We start from the raw sequence: 22,743 nt of genomic DNA on the forward strand, positions 1-22,743 counted from the left end.
TGCACTGGGGTGCCGGCGGCTCGCGGGGTTGGCCGGGGGCGCGGCGGGGTTCATTCGAGCGTGACGACGGTGGGGCGGCCCAGGTCGGGGCGGTCGCGCAGCGGCAGGTCGGCGCCGGGATGCTCCAGCTCGAGGACGACGATCTCGTTCCGGCCGGTCCGCCACAGGGGCGCGGGCGCGTAGAGGGTGCGCTGGGGGCCGCGCGGGGTGTCGTAGTGGCCGAGGAGGAAGCCGTTCAGCCAGACGAGGCCGGTGCCCCAGCCGGAGACGTCGACGAATCCGTCGGCGGGCGCGTCCGGGAGGGCGTGGGTGAAGCGGTGGAAGGCCGGGCGGCCTGCGCCGGGTGTGCCGGGTGCCTCGGGTGCGTCGGGTGTGTGGCGTGACCAGCGCAGGCCGGTCGGGTCGGTCAGCGGGAGCGGCCGGATCTCCCACTCGAACAGCAGCTGGTGGCCGTGGCGGACGCCGCGCCAGATGCCCTTGCGGTCGTCGAGGAGCGGGCCGTAGTTGACCCGGCCCTGGGCGCGGACGAGGACGTCGAGGACGACCCCCGCCTCGCCGACGGACAGGTCGAGCCCCTCGTCGGGCCGGTTGCGGTCGAGGATGCCGAGGGGCTCCCCGTCGGCGAACAGGTACGCGCGGTCGCCGAGGCCGTCGATCCGGACGGGCATGGCGGGGCGCGGGCCGGTGACCGTGGTGCGGTAGTGGATCATGCCGTGGGCCTGGCCGAGCTTCTCCATGGACTCGGGCGCGGGTCGCAGCGCGGGCTCCCCGCCGAGCAGGTCGAGGTGGTCCAGGAGCGGTGCGGTGCCGGCCGGGACGGCGAGGGCGGGGGTGATACGGGGCGGCGGCTGCGGCAGCGGCCCGTCTGGCAGCGGTACGTACTTGCCGATGACCTCGCGGAACGCGTGGAACTTGGGGGTGAGTTCGCCGGCTTCGCCGATGGGGGCGTCGTAGTCGTAGCTGGTGACGGTGGGCTGGTAGCCGGGGTCGCCGGGGCGGGACCCGGTGTGGTTGGCGCCCGCCCAGAAGCCGAAGTTGGTGCCGCCGTGGGCCATGTAGAGGTTGACGGAGGCGCCGGTGGCGAGGAGTTCGTCGAGGGACTGCGCCGCGTCCTCGACGGCGCGGACGTGGTGGCCCTCGCCCCAGTGGTCGAACCAGCCGATCCAGAACTCCATGGCGGTGAGCGGGCCGGTCCTCTGGTAGCGGCGCAGGTGGGCGAGGCGTTCGGCGGGCCGGGCGCCGAAGGTGGCGGTGGCGAGCCGGCCGGGGACCGTGCCGCCCTGGAGCATGGCGTCCTCGGGCCCGTCGGCGGTGAACAAGAGGCAGTCCACGCCGCGTTCGACCAGGGCCTGTTCCACATGGGCGCGGTAGCGGGTGTCGTTGCCGTACGAGCCGTACTCGTTCTCGATCTGTACGGCGACGACCGGACCGCCGCGGCTCGCGAGCAGCGGCAGCAGCTCGGGGACGACCAGGTCGAACCAGCCGTCCACCTCGGCCTCGAAGCGCGGGTCGGAGCAGCGCAGGTGGAGGCCGTCGACGGCGAGGAGCCGGGCGGGCAGGCCGCCGAAGTCCCATTCGGCGCAGATGTACGGGCCGGGGCGGACGACGGCGTCGAGGCCGAGGTCCTGGGCGGTGCGCAGGAAGCGGCCGAGGTCGCGCGGGCCGGTGAAGTCGGCCTTGCCGGGGGCGGTCTCGTGGAAGTTCCAGGGGACGTACGTGTCCACGGTGTTGGCACCCAGGGCGCGCAGCCGCCGCAGCCGGTCCTCCCACAGGTCCGGATGGACCCGGAAGTAGTGCAGGGCTCCCGAGACGATGCGGTGGGGGCGGCCTGCGCGCCGGAATCCGTCCTGGTCGTACGTGAGCATGCGCTGACTCCCGAGAGAGGTCGTGATGCCGTGAGGTGCCGGACGCCGCCGAATATATGAACGCACCCTCCGCGCCGTCAATGACCGGTTGATCGGAAACGATCGAATCGATCGGTTCGGTTCTCTATGATGGCCTGGACACGGCGCGGACAGTGATGCCGCCGAAAAACCGCAGGGGGTACGGCAACCTTGAGACCACATGTGGACCAGCGCCAGGCGCAGGTGCTCGCGCTCGTCCGGGCGCGGGGCAGCGTGCGCGTGGCGGACCTGGCGCAGGAGCTGGGCGTCTCGCCGGTCACCCTGCGGCGCGACATCGAGGCGATGGCGGCCCGGGGCGAGATCCACCGGATGCACGGGGTGATCAGCCGGGTGGAGACCGGGCGGGCGGGCGCTCCGGCAGCCCGGGCGTCGGCGCCACCGGCGTCGGCGGGTGCCTCGGCGGGCGCCTCGGCCGGCGAGGGGCTGGTGATCGGGATGGTGGTGCCGACCACGGAGTACTACTACGCGGAGGTCGTGCGCGGAGCCCGCGAGGTGGTCGAGGCGCGGGGCGCGCGGCTGACCGTGGGCCTGACCCGGTACCTGCCGGGCGAGGACCGGACGCAGGCCGACCGTCTGCTGTCCACCGGGGCGGACGGGCTGCTGCTCACCCCGAACTGGGTCGCCGGTTCGCCCGGCCCCGGGGAGGGGGCGTGGACGGCGGAGCTGCCGGTTCCGACGGTGCTGGTGGAGCGGTGGGCCCCGCCGGGGCATCCGGCCGCGGCCCTGGACCGGGTGGCCTCCGACCATGCGCACGGCGCTGCGGCGGCCGTGCAGCACCTGGTGGAACGGGGCCACCGGCGGATCGCGCTGGCCAGCCGTGCGACGCCGACGACGCCGCGGCTGCGGGCCGGGTACGAGGCGGCGGTGGCCGCCCTCGGACTGGAGCCGGCGCCGCCGTGGCCGCAGGCCGGGCCTGGCCCGCTCTCGGACGCCGACCTGTTCGCGCGGACGCTGGACTACCTGTGCGAGGCGGTGACGGCGGGCGGGGTGACCGCCGCCCTGATCCACAGCGACACCGACGCGATCATGCTGATCCCGAGACTCCAGGCGCGCGGCGTACGGGTGCCGGAGGACCTCGCGGTGATCACGTACGACGACGAGGTGGCGGGGCTGGCCGACGTACCGCTCTCGGCGGTGGCACCGGCCAAGCACGAGGTGGGGGCGCGGGCGGCGGGACTGCTGCTGGACCGCGTGACGGCGGCCGGCGAGGGACGGGACACGGAGCAGCAGGCGGGGGCGCGGCAGCACCTGGACCTGCTCCCCCGCCTGACGATCCGCTCGTAAGGAACAGGAAAGGACTCCCGGACCGATCATTTCGATCGAGTTGCGCATTCGCTCTTGACGGTGTGCGTGTTCGCACAAAAGATGGGCCGCGTTCTCCCATCCGCCGCCGTCTGCGGTCGTCCGTAGGAGTCACTCCATGTCGCGCAGCTTCCGTTCCTCCCGCATGCCCCGGTCCGTCCTGACCGCCTCGGCCGTCTCGTTCGCCCTGATCGCCACCGCGTGCGGAGGGAAGACGGAGCCGGGCACGGCCGGGGCGGCCGGCGGCTCGCCGGAGCAGCCGGTCACCGTCACGTACTGGTCCTCGTCCGCGGGTGCGCAGCAGACCGCGGACGCCTTCAACAGGACGCACCCGAACATCCGGGTGCAGTTCTCGGCGGTGCCCGGCGGGCCGGACGGGGCGGCCAAGCTGGCCAACGCGGTCAAGGGCGGCAACGCGCCGGACGTCGCGACGATGGACTACTCGGCGCTCCCGGAGTTCGCGAGCGGCGGCAACCTGGAGGACCTGAGCGGGACCTCCGGGAAGCTGGTCTCCGAGAAGTTCCCCGAGGCGGTCCAGTCCCTGGTGAAGCTGGGCGGCAAGACGTGGGCGGTGCCGTTCGACGTCACCCCGCTCGAACTCTTCTACCGGAAGGACATCTTCGAGGAGCACGCGGTGGCCGTGCCGAAGACGTGGGACGAGTACAAGGCGGCCGCGGAGAAGATCAACCGGGCCGACCCCTCGGTGAAGATCACGAACTTCGGCGGTGGCGACCCGGCGGTGCTCGCGGGCCTCTCGTGGCAGGCGGGCGCCCGGTGGTACGGCACCGAGGGCGACAAGTGGAAGGTCGCGATCGACGACCCCGCCTCGAAGAAGGTGGCGGAGTACTGGAACGGACTGATGGCCTCGGGGGTGGCGTCGAAGACCCCGCTGTGGGGCGAGGGTGAGGCGAAGGAACGTTCGTCCGGGCAGGTCGCGACCGTGATCGGCGCGGCCTGGACCGCGGGCACCTTCCTCGCGAACTACCCGGACCTCAAGGGGAAGTGGGGCATCGCCCCGCTCCCGACCTGGGACGGCAAGCCCGCGACCGGCATGTACGGCGGCACCTCGTACATCGTGCCCAAGGGCAGCAAGCACACCAAGGCCGCGGCGGAGTTCATCCAATGGGTCACCACCGAGCCGGACGCGATCAAGGCGCGGCTCAGCTCGCTGAAATCGCCGAGCAGCGCCCTGCCGGCCAATGCCGAGATGCGGGCCGAGGCCGCGAAGCTGTTCGACACGACGTACTTCGAGGGGCAGGACCCGTACGGCCTGGCCGGCGCCGCTGCGGCGACCATCGTGCCGGGCTGGACGTGGGGTCCGGTCCACCTCCAGGTCAACTCGGCGCAGAACGCGGCCGGGCCGGACCTGGTCAAGGCCCTCGCCGAGGGCCAGTCGGCCGCCGAGAAGGCCATCAAGGACCGCGGCCTGGGCCTGGCCGGCTGATGCGCAGCCCCCAGCCGCGCACCTCCCACCACCCCGCCCCCACGGCCACCCGCCCGGCAGCCGGACGCCGCTCTGCGCACTCGGCCCGAACCGTTCCCACCGCCGCAGGCACCGGCGCGGCCGGTTGGTTCATGGCCCCCTTCTTCCTCCTCTTCGCGCTCGTGACCCTCGCCCCCATCGGGTACGCCGCCTGGCTCAGCCTCTTCCGCGCGGAGCAGTCCGGCCTCGGATTCGGCGGCGCCCGACAGGTCTTCAGCGGAATCGGGAACTACACCAAGGCTCTGTCCGATCCCCTGTTCCTGGCCTCGTTCCGCCACGTCGCCGTCTACTGCCTGCTCTACATCCCGGTCATGGTCGGCGGCGCCCTGGTCCTCGCCCTGCTCCTGGACTCCGCCCTCGCCCGCGCCCGGCGGTTCTTCCAGATCGCCTTCTACCTGCCCCACGCCGTCCCCGGCCTGATCGCCGCGATGATCTGGCTCTACCTCTACACCCCCGGCCTCAGCCCCGTCCTCGACGTCCTCGACTCGGCCGGGATCTCCTGGAACTTCTTCGGCCGCGACGAGGCCCTGCTGTCCGTGGTCAACGTCTCGGCCTGGCAGTGGATGGGCTACAACATGATCATCTTCTACGCCGGGCTCCAGGCCGTCCCCCGCGAGACCCTCGAGGCCGCCACCATGGACGGCGCCGGTGCCGTCCGCACCGCCTTCCAGGTCAAGGTGCCGAGCATCCGGCCCACCATCATCCTGACCGTCCTGTTCACCTGCGTCGGCGCCGTCCAGCTCTTCGACGCCCCGCAGCTGCTCCAGCTGCGGGCCACCGAGATGGGCGAGTCCTGGTCCCCGACCATGTACATCTTCAGCGCCGCGTTCAAGGGCCACGACTACGGGCTGGCGGCCGCGAGCGCGCTGCTCCTCGCCCTGGCCGCGGGCGCCGCCTCCTACGTCGTCACGAAGCTCGGCAACCGCTGGAGGTCCGCATGACCGCCTCGCTCGCCCGGGCCGAGGCCGCGCCCCCGGCCCGCGGCCCTGCCCCCGGCCAGGCCGCCGAACCCGCCCCGGCCCGCCCCGCGCCGAGGAGCGCCCTGCTCTCCCGTACCGCCGTCAACGCGGCCCTCCTCCTCGTCGCCGCCTACACCCTGATGCCCCTCGCCTGGCTGGTCCTGGCCGCCACGAAGAACCGCCGCGACCTCTTCGCCACCGACCCCTACGCCCTGGGGGACTTCGGCCTCCTCGCCAACCTCGGCGAGGTCTTCACGTACGACGACGGCGTCTTCGGCCGCTGGCTCGCCAACAGCCTGCTCTACACCGTCGTCGGCTCCACCCTCTCGGCCCTCATCAGCGTGGCCTGCGGCTACGCCTTCCACGCCTACGAGTTCCGGCACAAGGAGAAGCTCTTCGGCGTCGTCCTCGCCGGCATCCTGGTCCCCGCCACCGTGCTCCAGCTGCCGCTGTACCTGATGGCCTCGGCCGCCGGCGCCGTGAACACGTACTGGGCCTACCTGGTGCCCGCCCTGGTCAATCCCTTCGGGGTCTACCTGGCCCGGGTGTTCGCCGAGGGCTACGTCCCCGACGAGGTGCTGGCCGCCGCCCGCGTCGACGGCGCGGGTGAACTGCGGCTGTTCGCGCACGTGTCGTTCCCGATGCTGTGGCCGGGGTTTGTGACCATCTTCCTGTTCACCTTCACGGCCATCTGGAACAACTTCTACGGCGCCCTGACCATGCTGAACGACGAGCGGCTCTACCCCGTCAGTCTGGGCCTGTTCATGTGGAACCGCAGCGTCTACCAGCAGCCCGAGCTCTATCCCCTGCTGATCACCGGTTCACTCGTCGCCGTCGTCCCGCTCGTGCTGGCCTTCCTCGGCCTGCAGCGGTTCTGGCGCTCGGGTCTCACTGCAGGAGCCGTCAAGTGACCCACCGTCTCCTCCCCCGGCGGCGCCCCGCCACGGTGCTCGCCATGAGCCCCGGCACCCGGGCCGCCGTCCTCGGCGGCCGGATGCTGCCCGAGCTCGTCCGCGTCGCCGATGTGGACGCCGATCTGCTGCTGACCGGCTTCGACCACGACGAGCCCGAGCTCCACCGCCGCCTCGCGGAGGCCGAGGTGCTGTTCACCGGCTGGGGCTGCCCGCCGCTCGACGCCGGGGCGCTGGAGCGGATGCCGCGGCTGCGCGCCGTGGTGCATGCCGCCGGGAGCGTCAAACACCATGTCACGGAGGCCTGCTGGGAACGTGGGCTGCTGGTCTCCAGCGCCGCCGCCGCGAATGCCGTACCGGTCGCCGAGTACACGCTCGCCGCGATCCTGTTCGCCAACAAGCGGGTCCTGGAGTCCGCCCACGCCTACCGGGCGGCGCGCGCCCCGATCGACCTGCTGCGCCGCTACCCGGCCGTCGGCAACTACCACCGCACCGTCGGCATCGTCGGCGCCTCGCTCATCGGCCGGCGGGTCATGGAGCTGCTGCGCCCGTTCGACCTGCGGGTACTCGTCCACGATCCGTACGCCGACCCGGCCGAGCTCGCCGCGCTGGGCGGCGAATCCTGCGCGCTCGACGAACTGCTGCGCCGCAGCGACGTGGTGAGCCTGCACGCCCCCGCGCTCCCCCGGACCCGCCATCTGCTCGACGCCGCCCGGCTGGCCCTGATGCCGGACGGCGCGACGCTCGTCAACACCGCGCGGGGCTCGCTCGTCGACACCGTGGCGCTCACCGAGGAGCTGGTCGCGGGACGGCTGCACGCCGTGCTCGACCACACCGAGCCCGAGGTGCTGCCCACCGGCTCCCCGCTGTACAACCTCCCGAACGTACTGCTCACCCCGCATGTGGCGGGCTCGTTGGGCGGGGAGCTGGACCGGCTGGCGGCCACCGCGGTCGAGGAGCTGGAGCGGTACGCCATGGGCCTGGACTTCCGCTACGCCGTCGATCGCGGGCGGCTCGCCTACTCGGCCTGAGGCGCGGCCGCCGTCGCCTTGACCTTCGCCACCAGGCCCGCCAGGTAATCCCGGCCCCGTGCGAGCTGTCCCGGCAGCTCGGCGGCGCCGGGATACCAGCGTTTCTCGTACTCCCAGCAGAGCCAGCCGTCCGGCGGCACGGCGGCCACCACCTCGGCGAGCGGCAGCACTCCGGTGCCGAGCCCGAGGGGGGTGAGCTCCTGCGCCGACGCCACGTCCTTCACCTGTACGTAGCCCAGGTGCCCGGCCAGGGCCCGCCGCGTCTCGGCCGGGGACTCGCCCCCGAGCCAGGTGTGCAGTACGTCCCACAGCGCGCCCGCACCGCCCTGCGCGACCCGGTCCAGCACCCGCCCGGCGGCGGCTCCGGTCCGGTGCGAGTCGTGCGTCTCGAGCAGGATCCGTACCCCGTGCCGCTCGGCGAACGGCGCGGCGGCGGTCAGCCTGCGTACCGCATGCGCGTCGGCGACGGCCGCGGACTGCTCGGCTCCGCCGGGGAACACCCGGACGTACGGGGCTTCGAGGTCGGCGGCGAGCCGCACCAGGTCGTGCAGTTCGGCGAGGACCGGCTCGTCCGCGCCGGGGGCGGCCACTCGGGCATAGCCCGCGACCCCGAGGAGCGTGACGCCGGCGGCGGTGAGGGTGCGCAGACCCGCCGCACGGTCGGCCGGCGGGCTGTCGGGGTGCAGGGGCTCCTCGGGGTGGGCGCGCAGCTCGAGGCCGTCGTAGCCGTGGGCGGCGGCGAGGGCGGCGGTCCGGTCGAGCGGCGTACCGGGCAGGCCGAGCGTGGAGTAGGCGTACCTCACGGACGGCTCTCGTCGGCCGGGGGAGGCGCGGTGGAACCGCGCACCATGAGCTCGGTGGGCAGGGTGGTGATGCCGCCCGGGGGCAGCGGTCTGCGGCCGGTGACCAGCTGGGCGGCGAGTATGCCCGCCTCGCGCAGCGGCACGCGGACGGTGGTGAGCGCGGGGGCGGTGTCGACGCAGAAGGGGAGGTCGTCGAAGCCGGCGACGGAGACGTCTTCGGGGATGCGCAGACCGGCCTCGCGCAGGGCCGCGGCCACTCCGGTGGCGACGGTGTCGTTGGCCGCGGCGACGGCGGTGAAGGGTTCCCCGCGGCGCAGCAGTTCGCGGGTGGCGTCGTACCCGGCGGAGCGCTCGAAGCCGGCGTGCACGGTGAGCGGGTCGCAGGCCGCGGGCAGGGCGGGATCGTGGCGCCGCAGCGCCTCGACGTGTCCGCCGAGCCGCTCCCGGGTGGTGCTCAGCCCCGGCGGGCCCGCGACGTACGCGATGCGCCGGTGGCCGAGCGTCAGCAGGTGCTCGGCGAGGCGGAAGGTGCCGCCGCGGTCGTCGAACATGACGGTGGCGACGGGCAGTGCGGCGGGTACGGGCAGCGGGGGCCGGCCGCACAGGACGACGGGAGCTCCGCTGCCCGCCATCCGGGTGATGCGGGCGGTGAGCGCGGCGGTGTGCCCGGGCTCCTCGACGGCGCCGCCGGTCAGGACGACCCCGCCGGCCCGCTGGCCCTCCAGCAGGGTGAGGTAGGCGAGTTCGGCCGCGGGGGCGCCCTCGGTGTTGCAGACGACGGCGAGCCGGCGGGCGTCCGGCCGGCCGGCCGGCGAGAGGGCGCTCTGCAGGGATCCGGCGAGGATGCCGAAGAAGCTGTCCGCGACGTCGTGGACGAGGACGCCGACCAGGTCGGACGTGGCGGCCGCGAGGGCGCGGGCGGGGCCGTTGGCCACGTAGCCGAGCTCTTCGACGGCTTGTTCCACACGCGTCCGGGTGCCCCCGGCCACCGGGTATCCGCCGTTGAGCACCCGCGAGACCGTCGCGGGCGATACGCCCGCGTGCGCCGCGACCTCGGCGAGAGTCACCGCCATCCTGCACACCCCTCCTGCTCGTCCCGGGTCATCGTCTCATCCGGTGTGTGCCCTCCATGCTCTCTGATGGAGAAAGCGCTTTCCATCACCCGAATGAGCGTTGCGCGGCGAGGATTCCCGGCCCTAGCCTGATGGGAGTGAAAGCGCTTTCTATCGAGGCTTTCCAGCGCGACGCACGACCGAGCACGAAGAAGACCAAGAGCCGGCCCGAAGGCCCCGAAGGAGGGGACACCGTGGAGCGCAGGACGATCAGGATCGCCATGAACGGCGTGACCGGGCGGATGGGATACCGCCAGCATCTGGTCCGCTCGCTGCTCGCCCTGCGCGAGCAGGGCGGGCTGGACCTGGGCGACGGCCGGGTGCTGTGGCCCGAGCCGGTGCTGGTCGGGCGCCGGGAGCCGGCGCTGCGGGCCATCGCCGAGGAGCACGGACTGGAGCACGTCAGCACGGACCTGGCGGCCGTGCTGGCCGACCCCGAGGTCGAGATCTACTTCGACGCCCAGGTCACCGGTGCCCGCGAGGCCGCGGTCCGGCAGGCCGTGGCGGCGGGCAAACACGTGTACTGCGAGAAGCCGACCGCCCTGACCTTCGCGTCCTCGCTCGAACTGGCCCGCCTGGCCTCGGCAGCCGGGGTGAAGCACGGCGTGGTCCAGGACAAGCTGTTCCTGCCGGGCCTGCTGAAACTGAAACGGCTGATCGAGGGCGGCTTCTTCGGCGAGATCCTCTCCGTGCGCGGGGAGTTCGGGTACTGGGTCTTCGAGGGGGACTGGCAGCCGGCCCAGCGGCCGTCGTGGAACTACCGGGCCCAGGACGGCGGGGGCATCGTCGCCGACATGTTCCCGCACTGGGAGTACCTGCTGCACGAGCTGTTCGGCCGGATCCGCACGGTGCAGGCCCTGGCCCGCACGCACATCGGCCGCCGCTGGGACGAGGAGGGCAAACCGTACGAGGCGACGGCGGACGACGCCGCGTACGGCGTGTTCGAGCTCGAGGGCGGTGCCGTCGCGCAGATCAACTCCTCCTGGGCGGTGCGGGTCCACCGTGACGAGCTGGTGGAGTTCCAGGTGGACGGGACGCACGGGTCGGCGGTGGCCGGGCTGCGCGGCTGCCGCATCCAGCACCGCGGGGCGACGCCCAAGCCGGTGTGGAACCCCGATCTGCCGCAGACGGAGGCTTTCCGCACCCAGTGGCAGGAGGTCCCGGACAACGTCCCGTTCGACAACGGCTTCAAGGCGCAGTGGGAGCTGTTCCTGCGCCATGTCGTACTCGACGAGCCCTGGCAGTGGGACCTGCTGGCCGGTGCGCGCGGGGTACAGCTCGCCGAACTGGGGCTGCGGTCCTCGGCGGAGGGCCGGCGGCTGCCCGTGCCGGAGGTGGTCCTGTGAGCATCCGGCTCCCCTCGGCGGACGGCGGGTACCGCCTGCACCGGCCGTGTGGCAATCCGCTTCCTGCTCTGGTCTGCGGTCCGGCGCGCAGCCGCAGGTTCTATGCGGCCGCGCATGTGGTCGCGGATCCGCTCGCAGCCTCGGCGGGCGGCTCGGGGCAGACCGGTCGGGTGGTGGACTGGGAGGCGACGCTGGCGTTCCGGCACCGGCTGTGGGCACAGGGCCTCGGGGTCGCGGAGGCCATGGACACGGCGCAGCGCGGGATGGGCCTGGAGTGGCCGGCCGCGGCGGAGCTGATCCGCCGGTCCGCCGCCGAGGCCCGGGCGGTGGGCGGCCGGATCGTCTGCGGCGCGGGCACCGACCAGCTGGCCCCGGGCGGCGGGCACGCGCCGGCCGCCGTCACCGCGGCGTACGAGGAACAGCTCGCGCACATCGAGGCGTGCGGGGCGGGGGCCGTCCTGATGGCCTCCCGCGCCCTGGCGGCCGCGGCACGCGGGCCGGAGGACTACCTGCAGGTGTACGGGCGGCTGCTGCGGCAGAGCGCCCGGCCGGTCGTACTGCACTGGCTCGGCCCGATGTTCGACCCGGAGCTGGCCGGGTATTGGGGCCACGCCGACCTCGACGCGGCCACCGAGGTGCTCCTGAAGATCATCGCCGACTGCCCGGAAAGGGTGGCCGGGGTCAAGGTCTCGCTGCTGGACGCGGAGCGGGAGCGGGACATCCGGCGCAGACTCCCGCCGGGCGTGCGCTGCTACACCGGCGACGACTACCACTATCCGGAACTGATCGCCGGGGGCGGGGACGGGGCCACCGACGGGGAGCCCGGCAGCGACGCGCTGCTGGGCGTCTTCGACCCGATCGCCCCGCTGGCCGCCCGTGCGGCGCTCGCCCTCGACCGCGGCGATGCTGCGGGGTTCCGGGAGCTGCTGGATCCGACGGTGGAGCTGTCCCGACACCTGTTCGCCCCGCCGACCCGCCACTACAAGACGGGGGTGGTGCTGCTGGCCTGGCTGGCGGGGTACCAGGAGCACTTCACGATGGTGGGCGGGCTGCAGTCGGCCCGGCCGCTCCCCCATCTGGCCACAGCGTACGAACAGGCCGATCTGCTGGGTCTGTTCCCCGATCCGGAGCTCGCCGAGGCGCGGATGCGGCAGCTCCTCGCGGTCTATGGGGTGGCGTCGTGAGCCGGCGGCCGGCGCCGGCCCGGTTCAGCCTCAACCAGGAGACGGTCCGGCAGTGGTCGATGCCCGAGCTGGTCGCCGGGTGCGCGGAGGCCGGGGTGGGCGCTGTCGGGCTGTGGCGGGATCCGGTCCGGGAGTTCGGGCTGCGCGAGACGGCGAAGCTGATCGCCGGGGCCGGACTGCGGGTCAGCTCGCTGTGCCGCGGCGGGTTCTTCACCGCCGCCGATCCGGCGGGGCGTGCGGCGGCCCTCGAGGACAACCGCCGGGCCGTGGAGGAGGCGGCCGAACTGGGCGCCGACGCGCTGGTCCTGGTCTCGGGGGGCTTGCCCGCCGGCGACCGGGACCTGGTGGGGGCACGGCGGCGGATCGCCGACATCCTGGGCGAACTCGCCCCGTGGGCCGCCGCGCACGGGGTACGGCTGGGGATCGAGCCCCTGCATCCGATGTTCGCCGCGGACCGCTGTGTGGTCTCCACCCTCGGCCAGGCGCTGGACATCGCCGAGCAGTTCCCGGCGCGGCAGGTGGGAGTGGTCGCCGATGCGTACCACCTGTGGTGGGACGAACGGCTGCCGGCCGATCTGCGCCGGGCGGGTGCGGGCGGGCGGATCGTGTCGGTCCAGGTCGCCGACTGGGTGACCCCGCTCCCCGAGGGAGTGCTGCTCGGCCGGGGGCAGCTGGGCGACGGCTGCATCGATCTGCGGGCGTTCCGGGAGCTGGCCGACGGGGCCGGTTACCGGGGCCCGGTGGAGGTGGAGATCTTCCATCCGGGGCTGTGGGCACGGGACGGCTCCGAGGTGCTGGGGGAGGTGATCGACCGCTACCGCGAGCACGTGGCGTGAGGCAGGCCGAGCGGGGCGGGTGAGGGGCCGGTACGGACATCGGTACGGGAATCGGTACGGGATCGGACAAGGAGCAAGCGATGACAGACGTGTGGAGTCGGCGCACCTTCCTCTCCGCAGCCGGTGGGGGTGCGCTCCTGCTGGGGGCGCCCGCCGCGCGGGCGGGGGCTGCGCCGGGGGGCGAGGTCCACGACGCCATGAGGGCGGTGTGGCGCGGCCTCTTCCTGGGCGGTGAGATCCCGGCCGCGGCCGAGCCGTTCCGTTCGAGACTCGCCGACCTCGGCGTCCTGGCCAGCGGATGGCGCTCCGCCATGGCTCCGGCGGCCGGCTCGCTCTGGCCCGACCTCGGGTACGCCGGCGACCCCGAGATGATGATGCAGAGCTGCTACCGGCTGCGGACGATGGCCGAGGCCTACGTCCGGCCCGGAACCGGGCTCACCGGGGACGGTGCGCTGCGCTCGGCCCTGCTGACCGGGCTGGACCATCTGCACGCGGACGTGTACCACGCCGGCCAGGTGCGGTACGGCAACTGGTACTGCTGGCAGATCGGCGCCCCGCAGGCCCTGCTGGACCTGTGCGTGCTGCTGTACGGGGAGTTGCCGGCCGCCCGGATCACCGATTTCTGCGCGGCCGTCGACCACTTCGTCCCGGATTCGGCCGTCGGCTCGTACACCGGGACCAGCACCGGGGCGAACCGGGTGGACCTGTGCCGGGTGCTGGCGCTGCGCGGGGTGGTCGGCGGGGACTCGGCGAGGATCGCCCTGGCCCGGGACGCGCTCGCGCCGGTGTTCCCGTACGTCACCGCGGGCGACGGTCTCTACCGGGACGGGTCGTTCGTCCAGCACACCTGGGTTCCGTACACCGGGACGTACGGGGCGGTGCTGCTCGGCGGGCTGGGGTTGCTGTTCGCTCTGCTGAAGGGCACTCCGTGGCAGGTCACGGACCCCGGGGCGCAGATCGCCTTCGACGCGGTCGAGCGGGCCTGGGCGCCGTTCCTGTTCAACGGGCTGGTCATGGACTGCGTGTCGGGGCGGGCGGTGAGCCGGGGTCTGCTGGTCGCCGACCCTCGGCAGGTCCAGCAGGACGACCACGCCCGGGGGCATGCGGTGCTCGCCGCGATCCTGCTGCTCGCGGAGGGTGCGAGCGCCGCCGAGCGGGCCCGCTGGCGGGGGCTGGTGAAGGGGTGGATGGCCCGGGACTACTACAGCCGCCCCCTCGCGGACACGGCGCTCGCGCTGTCCTCCCTCGCCCGGCTGGCGGAGGTCGAGTCCGACACGTCGGTCACGGCGCTGCCCGAGCCGGTCGGGCACCGGCTGTTCGCGTCCATGGACCGGACCACCCACCGGCGGCCCAACTGGGCGGCCTCGCTGTCCATGGCCTCGAAGCGGATCGCCCACTACGAGACGGGCAACGGGGAGAACCTGCGCGGCTGGCACACCGGGAGCGGGATGCTCTCCTGGTGGGGGGCCACGTACGGCAACGGCCAGTACTCGGACGCCTTCTGGCCCACGGTGGACCCGTACCGGCTGCCGGGGACCACCGTGTCTCGGAAGGTGCTCGCCGACGGGGCGGGCGGTGACTGGGGCGCGTCCCGGCCCGACGCGGCCTGGGTGGGCGGGTCGACCGACGGGGAGTTCGCCTCGCTGGGCCAGCACCTGCGCGGGCTCGGCAGCACGCTCACGGCCCGCACGTCCTGGTTCTTCCTCGACGACACGATCGTCTGCCTGGGGGCCGGGATCCGCTGCTCGGACGGGACCGCGGTCGAGACGGTCGTCGACAACCGCAATCTGGGCGCTTCCGGTACGCATGCCCTGACCGTGGGCGGCACGGTCCAGCCGGCCGCCCTCGGCTGGTCGGCGGCCTTCGCCTCCCCCGGCTGGGCGCACCTGGCCGGGTTCGGCGGGTACGTGATGTCGGGCTCCGGGTCGTTCAAGGCCCTGCGGGAGGCGCGCACCGGCCGGTGGAGCGACATCAACCGGGGCGGCTCCACGACGGCCCTGACCCGGCGCTACCTCACCCTCTGGTACGACCACGGCACGGCCCCGGCCGGCGCCGGGTACGTCCACCAGATCATGCCGGGGGCGACGGCGGCCCGGACGGCCGCCCGGGCCGCCGCTCCGGGCTGGCTGTCCGTGCTCGCCAACTCGGAGACGGCCCAGGGCGTCTCGGTGCCCTCGCTGGGCTTCACCGGGGTCAACTTCTGGCAGGCCGGGTCGGTCGGCCCGCTGGGAGCCGAAGCACCCTGTTCGGTGACGGTGCGGGAGAGACCCGACGGTACGGCCGCGGTGTGCGTCTCGGACCCGGCCCGCGCCCTGACCTCACTGATCCTGGTCTGGAACCGCCCCGTCGCCGCCGTGCTGACGAGGCCGCCGAGCCTGGTCTCGGAGGCCACCGGCGGCCGGCTGCGGCTCGGCTTCGGGGATCTCACCACGGCGGCGGGGGCCGTACAGCAGGTGGTGGTGCGGCTGGGGTGAGCCGGGAGACGGTGCGGGGCGGGCCGTCCGGGAGGACGGCCGGGCCGGTAGCAGAGGGGCGTCAAGCGTGACATAACGTGCCCTCCATGGATCAGGAGCACATAGCCGGGGCCGGGAACGGCGAAGGCGCGGGCAGGCGGCGGTTCCTCGCGATCGCGACGGGCGCGGCGACCGCCGCCGGGCTCGGGGCCGTGGCGGGCTGCGCGAACGGAACCGGCGAGGGGGCGGCGGCGAACGGTGAGGCCAAGGGGCCGGCGCCCGGCGGGGCGGCGGGGAAGGGCGGGCCGGCCGGTTTCGACGTCAAGGCCGAGAACGCCAAGCCCGGGAACGGCGACTGGCACGTGACCAAGGCCGGACCGGCGCGGGCCATCGAGGGGTTCGCCGACAAGGTCAGCGTCCTGCCCGGCGAGTCCTTCGGCCTGCACGTGTCCACCACCGCGCCCCGGTTCACCGTCTCCGCCTACCGGATGGGCTGGTACGGCGGCGCCCGGGCCCGGCTGGTGTGGCGGTCCGAGGCCCTGCCCGGCGTACGCCAGCCCGAGCACACGGTGGACTCCGCGACCCGGATGGTCCGCACCCGGTGGCCCCGTACGACCACCGTCGACACCAAGGACTGGCCGGAGGGCTGCTACCTGCTGCGGCTGGACGCGCAGGGCGGCGAGGGCCAGCGTTTCGTCCCGGTCACCGTGCGCTCGGCGGCGAGCGCCGGCCGTACGGTCGTCGTGAACGCGGTGGCGACCTGGCAGGCGTACAACCGGTGGGGCGGGTACGGCAGCTATGACGGCCCCAGCGGCGGCTACGCGTCGCGCTCCCTCTCCGTCACGTTCGACCGGCCGTACGAGTACGACGACGGCGCGGGCCTGTTCCTGGTGTACGAGGCCCCGCTGCTCGCCCTCGCCGAACGGCTCGGCATACCGCTGGCCTACGCGACGACCACCGACGTGGCGCGGGAGAAGCGGCTGCTGGAAGGGGCCGCTGCGGTGCTGTCCCTCGGCCACGACGAGTACTGGTCGCCCGAGCAGCGGGCCCACTTCACCGCCGCCCGGGACGCCGGGACCAACATCGCGGTCCTGGGGGCGAACTGCTGCTTCCGCCGGATCCGGCTGGAGCCCTCCGACTTCGGGCCGGACCGTACGGTGGTCTGCTACAAGTCCTCCTACGACCAGGATCCCGGTTTCAAGCGGGGCCACCCCGCCACCGTCGACTTCCGCTCGGCGCCCGGCGCCGATCCGGAGAGCTCGCTGCTCGGCGTGATCTACGACGGCTACCCGGTGGACGCCCCGTACGTGGTGACCCATCCCGGCCACTGGCTGTTCGAGGGCACCGGCGTCAAGGCGGGCGACCGCTTCGCGCACCTGGTGGGCGTGGAGTACGACAAGATCAACACAGGTTTTCCGACGCCCCGTCCGATCGAGATCCTGGCTCACTCCCCCGTGGTGTGCGAGGGCCGTCCCAGCCACCAGGACACGGCTTACTACACGGTGCCGAGCGGTGCGGGCGTGTTCGCGACGGGGACCATGCGCTGGGTGGAGGCGCTGGACGCCACCGGCGACGGCCGCAGCGGGGCGAATCACGGCCTCGACGCGAAGGCGGGGGCGCTGACCACCCGGGTGACGGAGAACCTGCTGCGGGCCTTCGCGGCGGGCCCGGCGGGGCGGACCCATCCCGCCCAGGACAATGTCAAGGCGGTGTACGGGGGTTCGCCATGACCGGATTGCGGTGGACTCGACCCGGAAGCGGCCTTTAGGATCGTGATCACGGCATCGCGTGTCGGTCACCGACCGGGTGAGGCATGGAGGTGCCCGTGATGTGCCTTGCGGAGGCATTCACTCATGTCGGTACAGCTCAACCACACGATCGTCCACTCCCGTGACAACCGGAAGGCCGCCGAGTTCCTGGCGGACATCCTCGGCCTCGAGGTCGGGACCGAGTGGGGCCCGTTCGTCCCCGTCGAAACCGCCAACGGCGTCACCCTCGACTTCGCGACCGCCCCGGCCGAGTCCATCACCGTCCAGCACTACGCATTCCTCGTCTCCGAGGAGGAATTCGACGTCTCGTTCGGCAAGATCCGGGCAGGCGGGGTCCCGTACTTCGCCGACCCGCACATGAAGCAGCCCGGCGAGATCAACCACAACGACGGCGGCCGCGGCGTCTACTTCCTCGACCCGTCGGGCCACGGCATGGAGATCATCACCCGCCCGTACGGCTACACGGAACCCACGGCCTAGCCTTCTGATCAGGTGTGCGAACGCCGTCGGGCCCGGCCCCTGTGGAGGGGACGGGCCCGACGGCGCGTACTGCTTGCAGGGGCGGCAGGATTCGAACCTGCGACATCTGGTTTTGGAGACCAGCGCTCTGACCAGCTGAGCTACACCCCTTCGGTGAGACCAACTCTGACACGGAGCGCAGCGAAGATCCAAATGGATTTATGGGTCATGCGGGTGGAAGTTCGGCTCACGCGTGTGCGCCGACGGTCCGAAGCCAGTCGGTCGGGGTTTGGTTTCCGCTGGTCAGAGCGACGCCCAGCGGGGTCGGCCGTCGGGCCCGACCCGGTCGACGTCCACCCGGTGAGACAGGAGGTACGGGGCGGCCGGGAGTTGACCTCCGTGGCAGGCGGACCGGAAGGCACTGCCGAGGTCGTCGGCGAGCGTCACCGGCTCCAACACCACGACCGCCGCCGGTCCCGCGTTCCCCGAGACCGTCTCCCTCGCCCCCGGCGGCTCGGCGTTCGGCTTCGTCACCTTCCGCCTGCCGAACCACGCCGCCCTCGCCGCGGTCCAGTTCGCGCTGAACTCCGGCCTCGCCGACGACGTCGGCCACTGGAGCCTCTCCTGAGCCCTGAGCCCTTCGGCCCGAGTTCCGGACGCCCCCTTGACCGCTCTGGTCCAGACCAATAGTTTCCGGCATGCACCGCGCACGCGTCCCCGCACCGCTCCCGCATCCGCAAAGGAAGCCCATGCGCCGCAGCATGCTCGGCAGGCTGGCCGTCGCCGCCTGTTCCCTCTCCCTGCTCACCGCCCTCGCACCGTCCGCCGCCGCGCAGGGCGACGGCGGTCACGACCGCTCGTACAAGCGGGTCGGGTACTTCACCCAATGGGGCGTCTACGGACGGGACTTCCAGGTCCAAGACCTCGAGACGAGCGGCACCGCCGGCAAGCTCACCCACATCAACTACGCCTTCGGCAACATCAGCGCGGACGGCACGTGCTTCACCGGGAACGTGCCGGGTGAGGCCGACGCCTGGGCCGACTACGTGCGCCCGCTCGACGCCGCGAACTCCGTCGACGGGGTCGCCGACGGCGCCGAGCAGCCGCTCGCCGGCAACTTCAATCAGCTGCACGAGCTCAAGGCCAAGCACCCGGGCCTCAAGGTCCTGCTCTCCCTGGGCGGTTGGAGCTGGTCCACGCACTTCTCGGACGCCACGCTCACCCCGGCCTCCCGCAAGGCGCTCGTAGAGTCCTGCATCGACCTCTACATCAAGGGCAACCTGCCGCAGGACGGCGCCCGTGGCGGCGCCGGCGCGGCGGCCGGCGTCTTCGACGGGATCGACCTCGACTGGGAGTGGCCCGGCTCGGCGGGTGACACGGACACGAAGTTCCGGCCGGAGGACAAGCAGAACTTCACGGCGCTGGTGAAGGAGTTCCGTACGCAGCTCGACGCGTACGCACGCAGCCAGAAGCGGAAGGAGAAGTACGAGCTCACGGCCTTCGTCCCGACCGCCCCCGCCAAGATCGACGCGGGCTTCGACGTCCGCCGCATCATGCGCGACCTCGACTTCGTGACCCTCCAGGGCTACGACTTCCACGTCTCCGGCGAGCCCACCACCGCCCAGCAGTCCGCGCTCCGCGCCCGCGGCGACTTCAGCGTGGCCGGCACGGTGGAGGCCTGGCGCCACCGCGGGGCGCCGGCGCACAAGCTGGTGACGGGCATGCCGTTCTACGGGCAGGGCTGGACCGGCGTCAGCGGCGGCGGGGACGGCATGGGGCAGCCGGCGACGGGCCCGGCCCCGGCGACCTGGGCGGCCGGGCACGAGGACTACAAGGCGCTGAAGAAGCTGGCCGATTCGGGCGCGTACAAGATCTACCGCGACCGGCGCGGCGGCCACGCCTGGCTGTTCGACGGCAGCACCCTGTGGACGTACGACGACCCGCAGGTGCTGCGGAACAAGGCCGCGTACATCCGCGAGAACGGCCTGGGCGGTGCGATGTTCTGGTCGCTGGACGCGGACACCGCCGACGGCGAGCTGATGACGGCCGTCGACCGGGGCCTGGGCGGCCGCTGACCGGCCACGATACCGGCGCCTCCGGGCCGCGGAAATGACCCGGCCCGGCGGCGCCCCACCACGTACGCTCACCGCCATGAGGAACACGACGGTACGAGCGGTCAACCGACTCACCACGCGCTGGGCGCGGCAGGCGGTGACCGGCGAACACGGCACCGTCCTCACGGCGGCCGGGGTCTGGCCCCTGCTGGCGTTCCTCGCCGACGGCGCGGGCGGCCCGGCCCGCGCCGAACTCGCCGAAGCCCTCGGGATACCCGCCGAGTCCGCGACCGCGGCCGCCCGGGAGCTGCTGGCCGACCTGGCCGGCGTACGAGGCCTCCAGGCGGCCACCGGGCTGTGGACCAAGGCGGACCTCTCCCTGCACGGATCCTGGCTGACGGGACTCCCGGAGGGCGCCCGCGGCACCCTGACCGGCGACGAGGACACCGACCGCAAGGCCCTCGACGGGTGGGCGGCGGACCGGACCGGCGGGCTGATCGAGCGCATGCCCGCCCCGCTGAGGAAGGACACCCGGCTGGTCCTCGCCTCGGCGCTCGCACTGCGGCTGAAGTGGATCCAGCCCTTCCGAACCGGAACCGTCGATCTGTCCGAGGGCCCGTGGGCCGGGCGGTCGGCGCTCGCGCTGTACCGCAGCACCTCCCTCCTGGACCGCGTCCGCGTGACGCAGACGCCGACAGGCCCGGTGACGCTGCTCGAAGTCGTGGGCGACCGCGGGGTGGACGTCCACCTGGTGCTGGGCGAACCCGACGCCCGCCCGGGGGAGGTCCTCTCCGCCGGCGCCGCCGCCGTCACCCGGGCCGTGCCGTCGACGGGCGCGAGCCTGCTTCCCGAGGGAAACCCGGGGCCGGGGCTGCACATCGGGACGGTCCGGTCGGCGGGCCGTGAACCCCTCCTGCGCGTCGGGACGGTGGCCTTCGAAGTCGGCGCGGACCACGATCTCCTCGACCACGCCCGGCTGTTCGGCCTGCACGCCGCCGCGGACACCCGGTCCGGTCATTTCCCCGGGATCGGCTCCGAACCCCTCGCCGTCGGATCCGCCCGGCAGTCGGCGACGGCCCGCTTCCACGCCGAAGGCTTCGAAGCCGCCGCCGTGACCGCCGTCGATCTGGTCGCGGGCTGCGCCCTCCCCCGGTACCGGTACCGGGTCCGCCACGCCCAGGTGTCCTTCCACCGCCCCTTCGGCTTCCTCGCCGTCCACCGCACCTCCCGGCTGGTGCTCGCCGCGGGATGGGTCGCCGAGCCGGTTACCCTCACGCCATGACCTCCGAAACGATCACCGCGGCAGCATCCGGCACATGGCGGCTCGGCGACCTCACCGTCCGCCGCATCGGCTTCGGCGCCATGCGCCTGACGCATCTCGCCGACGGCTCCCCCAGTGACCGTGAGCGGGTGACTTCCGTACTGCGCCGGGCCGTCGAGCTCGGCGTGAACCACATCGACACCGCGGCCTTCTACTTCTCTGCGCTGCGCTCCGCCAACGAGCTGATCAACCGGGCCCTGGCCCCGTACGCCGACGACCTCGTCATCACCACCAAGGTGGGGCCGGGCCGGAACTCCGCCGGGGAATGGTGGTGGGCCACCCCCGAACAGCTGCGCGGGCAGGTCGAGGAGAACCTGCGCCAGCTGGGCCGGGACCACCTCGACGTGGTCAACCTGCGGGTACCGCGCCGCGAGACGACCGGTTCGATCGCCGAGCACTTCAGCGCCCTCGCCGAGCTGCGTACGGCCGGGCTCATCCGCCATCTCGGGGTGTCCAACGTCCGGCCCGACCACCTCGCCGAGGCGCAGGCCATCGCACCGGTCGTGTGCGTGCAGAACCCGTACGGGATCGGCTCCCCGGCCGAGGACCACGCCTTCCTCGACGCGTGCGGGCAGCAGGGCATCGCCTTCGTGCCGTTCTTCGCGATCGCCGGCGCGGGCAAGGAGGCCGGGCTCGTCGCGGAGGGCGCCGAGCAGGTACGGGCCGTCGCCGAGGCCCACGGCGTGTCGGCGGCGCAGCTGCGGCTCGCCTGGACCCTGAACCGGGGCCCGCACGTCCTGGCCATCCCCGGCACCGGGAACCCCGACCACCTGGTCGAGAACATCGCCACCGGGGCGCTGACGCTGTCCCCGGAGGAGATCGCGCTACTCGAAGCCTCTTAGTGGGTGGGCGGCGGCCAGGGCCGCCGTTTCGGGGAACGCGGGGACGTGGCCCGTGCCGCCACGGCCGGACACCGAGAGGGAGGCGGCCGCCATGCCGCGGGCGACGGCCTCGGCGAGGGGGTCGCCCAGGGCGAGCCGGGCCGTGGCCGTGCCCGTGAAGCAGTCCCCGGCTCCGGTCGCGTCGACCGGAGCCGGGTTGACGGGTACGGCGTGGTACCCCGCCCGCGTGCCGTCGTCGAGCAGCAGCCGGTCGGCGCCCGCGGTGACGACGACCGTACGGGCGCCGAGGGCGCGCCAGCGGGCGGCGGCGGTCCGCGGATCGCCGGTGCCGACCAGGGCCTGTGCGTCCGCCGGGCAGGAGGCCTTCAGCAGTCCGGTCAGCGGGGCGATCCGGGCCAGCAGCTCCCGGGCCTCGGCCCGACCGGTCAGGCGGGAGCGGAAGTTGGGGTCGTACGAGACGTGACCGCCGGCGGCGTGCACGGCCTCGGCGGCGGCCACCACGGCGTCGCGGCTGCTCGGGGACAGTGCACCGGTGATCCCGCTGGTGACGAGGGCCTTGGCGCCGGTCAGCAGGTCCCGCCAGGACTCGATGTGCCGGGTGGACAGGGTGGAACCGGCGCTGTGGGTGCGCCAGTAGACGAAGGCCCGGTCGCCTTCGGTGTCGGCGCCGAGCAGGTAGGCGCCGTTGGGGCGCGGGGCGCGGCGTACGTGCGAGACGTCCACGCCGAGCTCGGCCGCGCGCCGGAGCAGCGGGAGGCTGAGCTCATCGTCGCCGACGACGGTGAGCAGGGCGGTCCGGGCTCCGGCGGCCGCGGCGGCGGCCGCCGCGTTGAGGGCGTCGCCGGAGTAGGAGATCCGGGCCCCGGTGCCGTTGGCGGCTTCGCCCAGGGCGCTGTCGGCGTGGATCTCGACGAGGACCTCGCCGAGGACGAGTACGTCGTAGCCGGTACGGGGCCCGGACGCGGGCGCCATGC

19 protein-coding genes and 1 tRNA gene are annotated in these 22,743 nt (G+C 73.4%); 14 read left to right on the top strand and 6 right to left on the bottom strand.

The features are described 5' to 3' along the window. Positions 1–50 precede the first annotated feature (50 nt). Positions 51–1,865: a beta-galactosidase family protein gene (locus AB5J51_RS06335; RefSeq protein WP_369777103.1), complete on the bottom strand. Its 1,815-nt coding sequence runs from the start codon at positions 1,863–1,865 to the stop codon at positions 51–53. A gap of 189 nt (positions 1,866–2,054) precedes the next feature. Here AB5J51_RS06335 and AB5J51_RS06340 point away from each other — a divergent pair, with 189 nt between their 5' ends. The 5 genes from AB5J51_RS06340 (at position 2,055) to AB5J51_RS06360 (ending at position 7,590) form a co-directional block, all read left to right on the top strand. Next, positions 2,055–3,188 (top strand): substrate-binding domain-containing protein, encoded by a 1,134-nt coding sequence (locus AB5J51_RS06340; protein WP_369777104.1) that lies wholly within the window; start codon positions 2,055–2,057, stop codon positions 3,186–3,188. Between the two features lie 136 nt (positions 3,189–3,324). Further along, complete coding sequence (locus tag AB5J51_RS06345; RefSeq protein ID WP_369777105.1) at positions 3,325–4,650, top strand: ABC transporter substrate-binding protein; 1,326 nt, start codon at positions 3,325–3,327, stop codon at positions 4,648–4,650. Positions 4,651–4,781: 131 nt separating this feature from the next. Next, positions 4,782–5,630: a carbohydrate ABC transporter permease gene (locus tag AB5J51_RS06350; protein ID WP_369777106.1), complete on the top strand. Its 849-nt coding sequence runs from the start codon at positions 4,782–4,784 to the stop codon at positions 5,628–5,630. Then, on the top strand, positions 5,627–6,559 hold the full coding sequence (locus AB5J51_RS06355) for a carbohydrate ABC transporter permease (protein ID WP_369777107.1): 933 nt from the start codon (positions 5,627–5,629) through the stop codon (positions 6,557–6,559). The genes AB5J51_RS06350 and AB5J51_RS06355 overlap by 4 nt, the downstream gene beginning before the upstream one ends. A gap of 44 nt (positions 6,560–6,603) precedes the next feature. Beyond that, positions 6,604–7,590 (top strand): hydroxyacid dehydrogenase, encoded by a 987-nt coding sequence (locus AB5J51_RS06360; protein ID WP_369780226.1) that lies wholly within the window; start codon positions 6,604–6,606, stop codon positions 7,588–7,590. Here the strand turns inward: AB5J51_RS06360 and AB5J51_RS06365 are convergent. Together AB5J51_RS06365 and AB5J51_RS06370 are read right to left on the bottom strand one after the other, a co-directional pair. Then, positions 7,578–8,393 carry a sugar phosphate isomerase/epimerase family protein gene (locus AB5J51_RS06365; protein ID WP_369777108.1) on the bottom strand — a complete coding sequence of 272 codons (816 nt, stop codon included), beginning with the start codon at positions 8,391–8,393 and terminating at the stop codon, positions 7,578–7,580. The genes AB5J51_RS06360 and AB5J51_RS06365 overlap by 13 nt on opposite strands. Then, positions 8,390–9,466: a LacI family DNA-binding transcriptional regulator gene (locus tag AB5J51_RS06370; protein WP_053789911.1), complete on the bottom strand. Its 1,077-nt coding sequence runs from the start codon at positions 9,464–9,466 to the stop codon at positions 8,390–8,392. Before AB5J51_RS06370 ends, AB5J51_RS06365 begins: the two co-directional genes overlap by 4 nt. A 233-nt stretch (positions 9,467–9,699) precedes the next feature. Here AB5J51_RS06370 and AB5J51_RS06375 point away from each other — a divergent pair, with 233 nt between their 5' ends. From AB5J51_RS06375 to AB5J51_RS06400, 6 genes are all read left to right on the top strand, one after another. Further along, positions 9,700–10,851, top strand: coding sequence for a Gfo/Idh/MocA family protein (locus AB5J51_RS06375; protein ID WP_053789910.1), 1,152 nt, complete (start codon positions 9,700–9,702; stop codon positions 10,849–10,851). Continuing rightward, positions 10,848–12,035: a dihydrodipicolinate synthase family protein gene (locus AB5J51_RS06380; protein ID WP_369777109.1), complete on the top strand. Its 1,188-nt coding sequence runs from the start codon at positions 10,848–10,850 to the stop codon at positions 12,033–12,035. Before AB5J51_RS06375 ends, AB5J51_RS06380 begins: the two co-directional genes overlap by 4 nt. Before the next feature lie 59 nt (positions 12,036–12,094). Next, entirely contained in the window at positions 12,095–12,871 is a 777-nt protein-coding gene (locus AB5J51_RS06385; RefSeq protein WP_136223958.1) for a sugar phosphate isomerase/epimerase, read from the top strand. 80 nt (positions 12,872–12,951) lie between these two features. Then, positions 12,952–15,345 carry a polysaccharide lyase 8 family protein gene (locus AB5J51_RS06390; RefSeq protein WP_369777110.1) on the top strand — a complete coding sequence of 798 codons (2,394 nt, stop codon included), beginning with the start codon at positions 12,952–12,954 and terminating at the stop codon, positions 15,343–15,345. 86 nt (positions 15,346–15,431) lie between these two features. Beyond that, a complete protein-coding gene (locus AB5J51_RS06395; protein ID WP_369777111.1) occupies positions 15,432–17,054 on the top strand; it encodes a N,N-dimethylformamidase beta subunit family domain-containing protein in 1,623 nt (540 codons plus the stop codon). Positions 17,055–17,177: 123 nt separating this feature from the next. After that, positions 17,178–17,573 (top strand): VOC family protein, encoded by a 396-nt coding sequence (locus AB5J51_RS06400; protein WP_053789905.1) that lies wholly within the window; start codon positions 17,178–17,180, stop codon positions 17,571–17,573. 76 nt (positions 17,574–17,649) lie between these two features. Here AB5J51_RS06400 and AB5J51_RS06405 read toward each other — a convergent pair. Further along, a tRNA-Trp gene (locus AB5J51_RS06405) sits at positions 17,650–17,723 on the bottom strand. A gap of 132 nt (positions 17,724–17,855) precedes the next feature. Beyond that, positions 17,856–18,086: a hypothetical protein gene (locus AB5J51_RS06410; protein ID WP_369777112.1), complete on the bottom strand. Its 231-nt coding sequence runs from the start codon at positions 18,084–18,086 to the stop codon at positions 17,856–17,858. 215 nt (positions 18,087–18,301) lie between these two features. Between AB5J51_RS06410 and AB5J51_RS06415 the strand changes: the two genes are divergently transcribed. From AB5J51_RS06415 to AB5J51_RS06425, 3 genes are all read left to right on the top strand, one after another. Continuing rightward, the gene (locus AB5J51_RS06415) at positions 18,302–19,627 is read left to right on the top strand and encodes a glycoside hydrolase family 18 protein (protein ID WP_369777113.1); all 1,326 of its coding nucleotides are present in this window, start codon (positions 18,302–18,304) and stop codon (positions 19,625–19,627) included. A 76-nt stretch (positions 19,628–19,703) separates the two neighbouring features. Then, on the top strand, positions 19,704–20,888 hold the full coding sequence (locus AB5J51_RS06420) for a serpin family protein (protein ID WP_369777114.1): 1,185 nt from the start codon (positions 19,704–19,706) through the stop codon (positions 20,886–20,888). Then, positions 20,885–21,769, top strand: coding sequence for an aldo/keto reductase (locus AB5J51_RS06425; RefSeq protein WP_369777115.1), 885 nt, complete (start codon positions 20,885–20,887; stop codon positions 21,767–21,769). Before AB5J51_RS06420 ends, AB5J51_RS06425 begins: the two co-directional genes overlap by 4 nt. On the opposite strand, the gene AB5J51_RS06430 is transcribed toward AB5J51_RS06425, so the two are convergent. After that, positions 21,752–22,741, bottom strand: a complete 990-nt coding sequence (locus AB5J51_RS06430; RefSeq protein WP_369777116.1) for a sugar kinase — start codon at positions 22,739–22,741, stop codon at positions 21,752–21,754. The genes AB5J51_RS06425 and AB5J51_RS06430 overlap by 18 nt on opposite strands. Positions 22,742–22,743 lie beyond the last annotated feature (2 nt).

This window comes from Streptomyces sp. R33 (assembly GCF_041200175.1).
GTDB lineage: Bacteria > Actinomycetota > Actinomycetes > Streptomycetales > Streptomycetaceae > Streptomyces > Streptomyces katrae_B.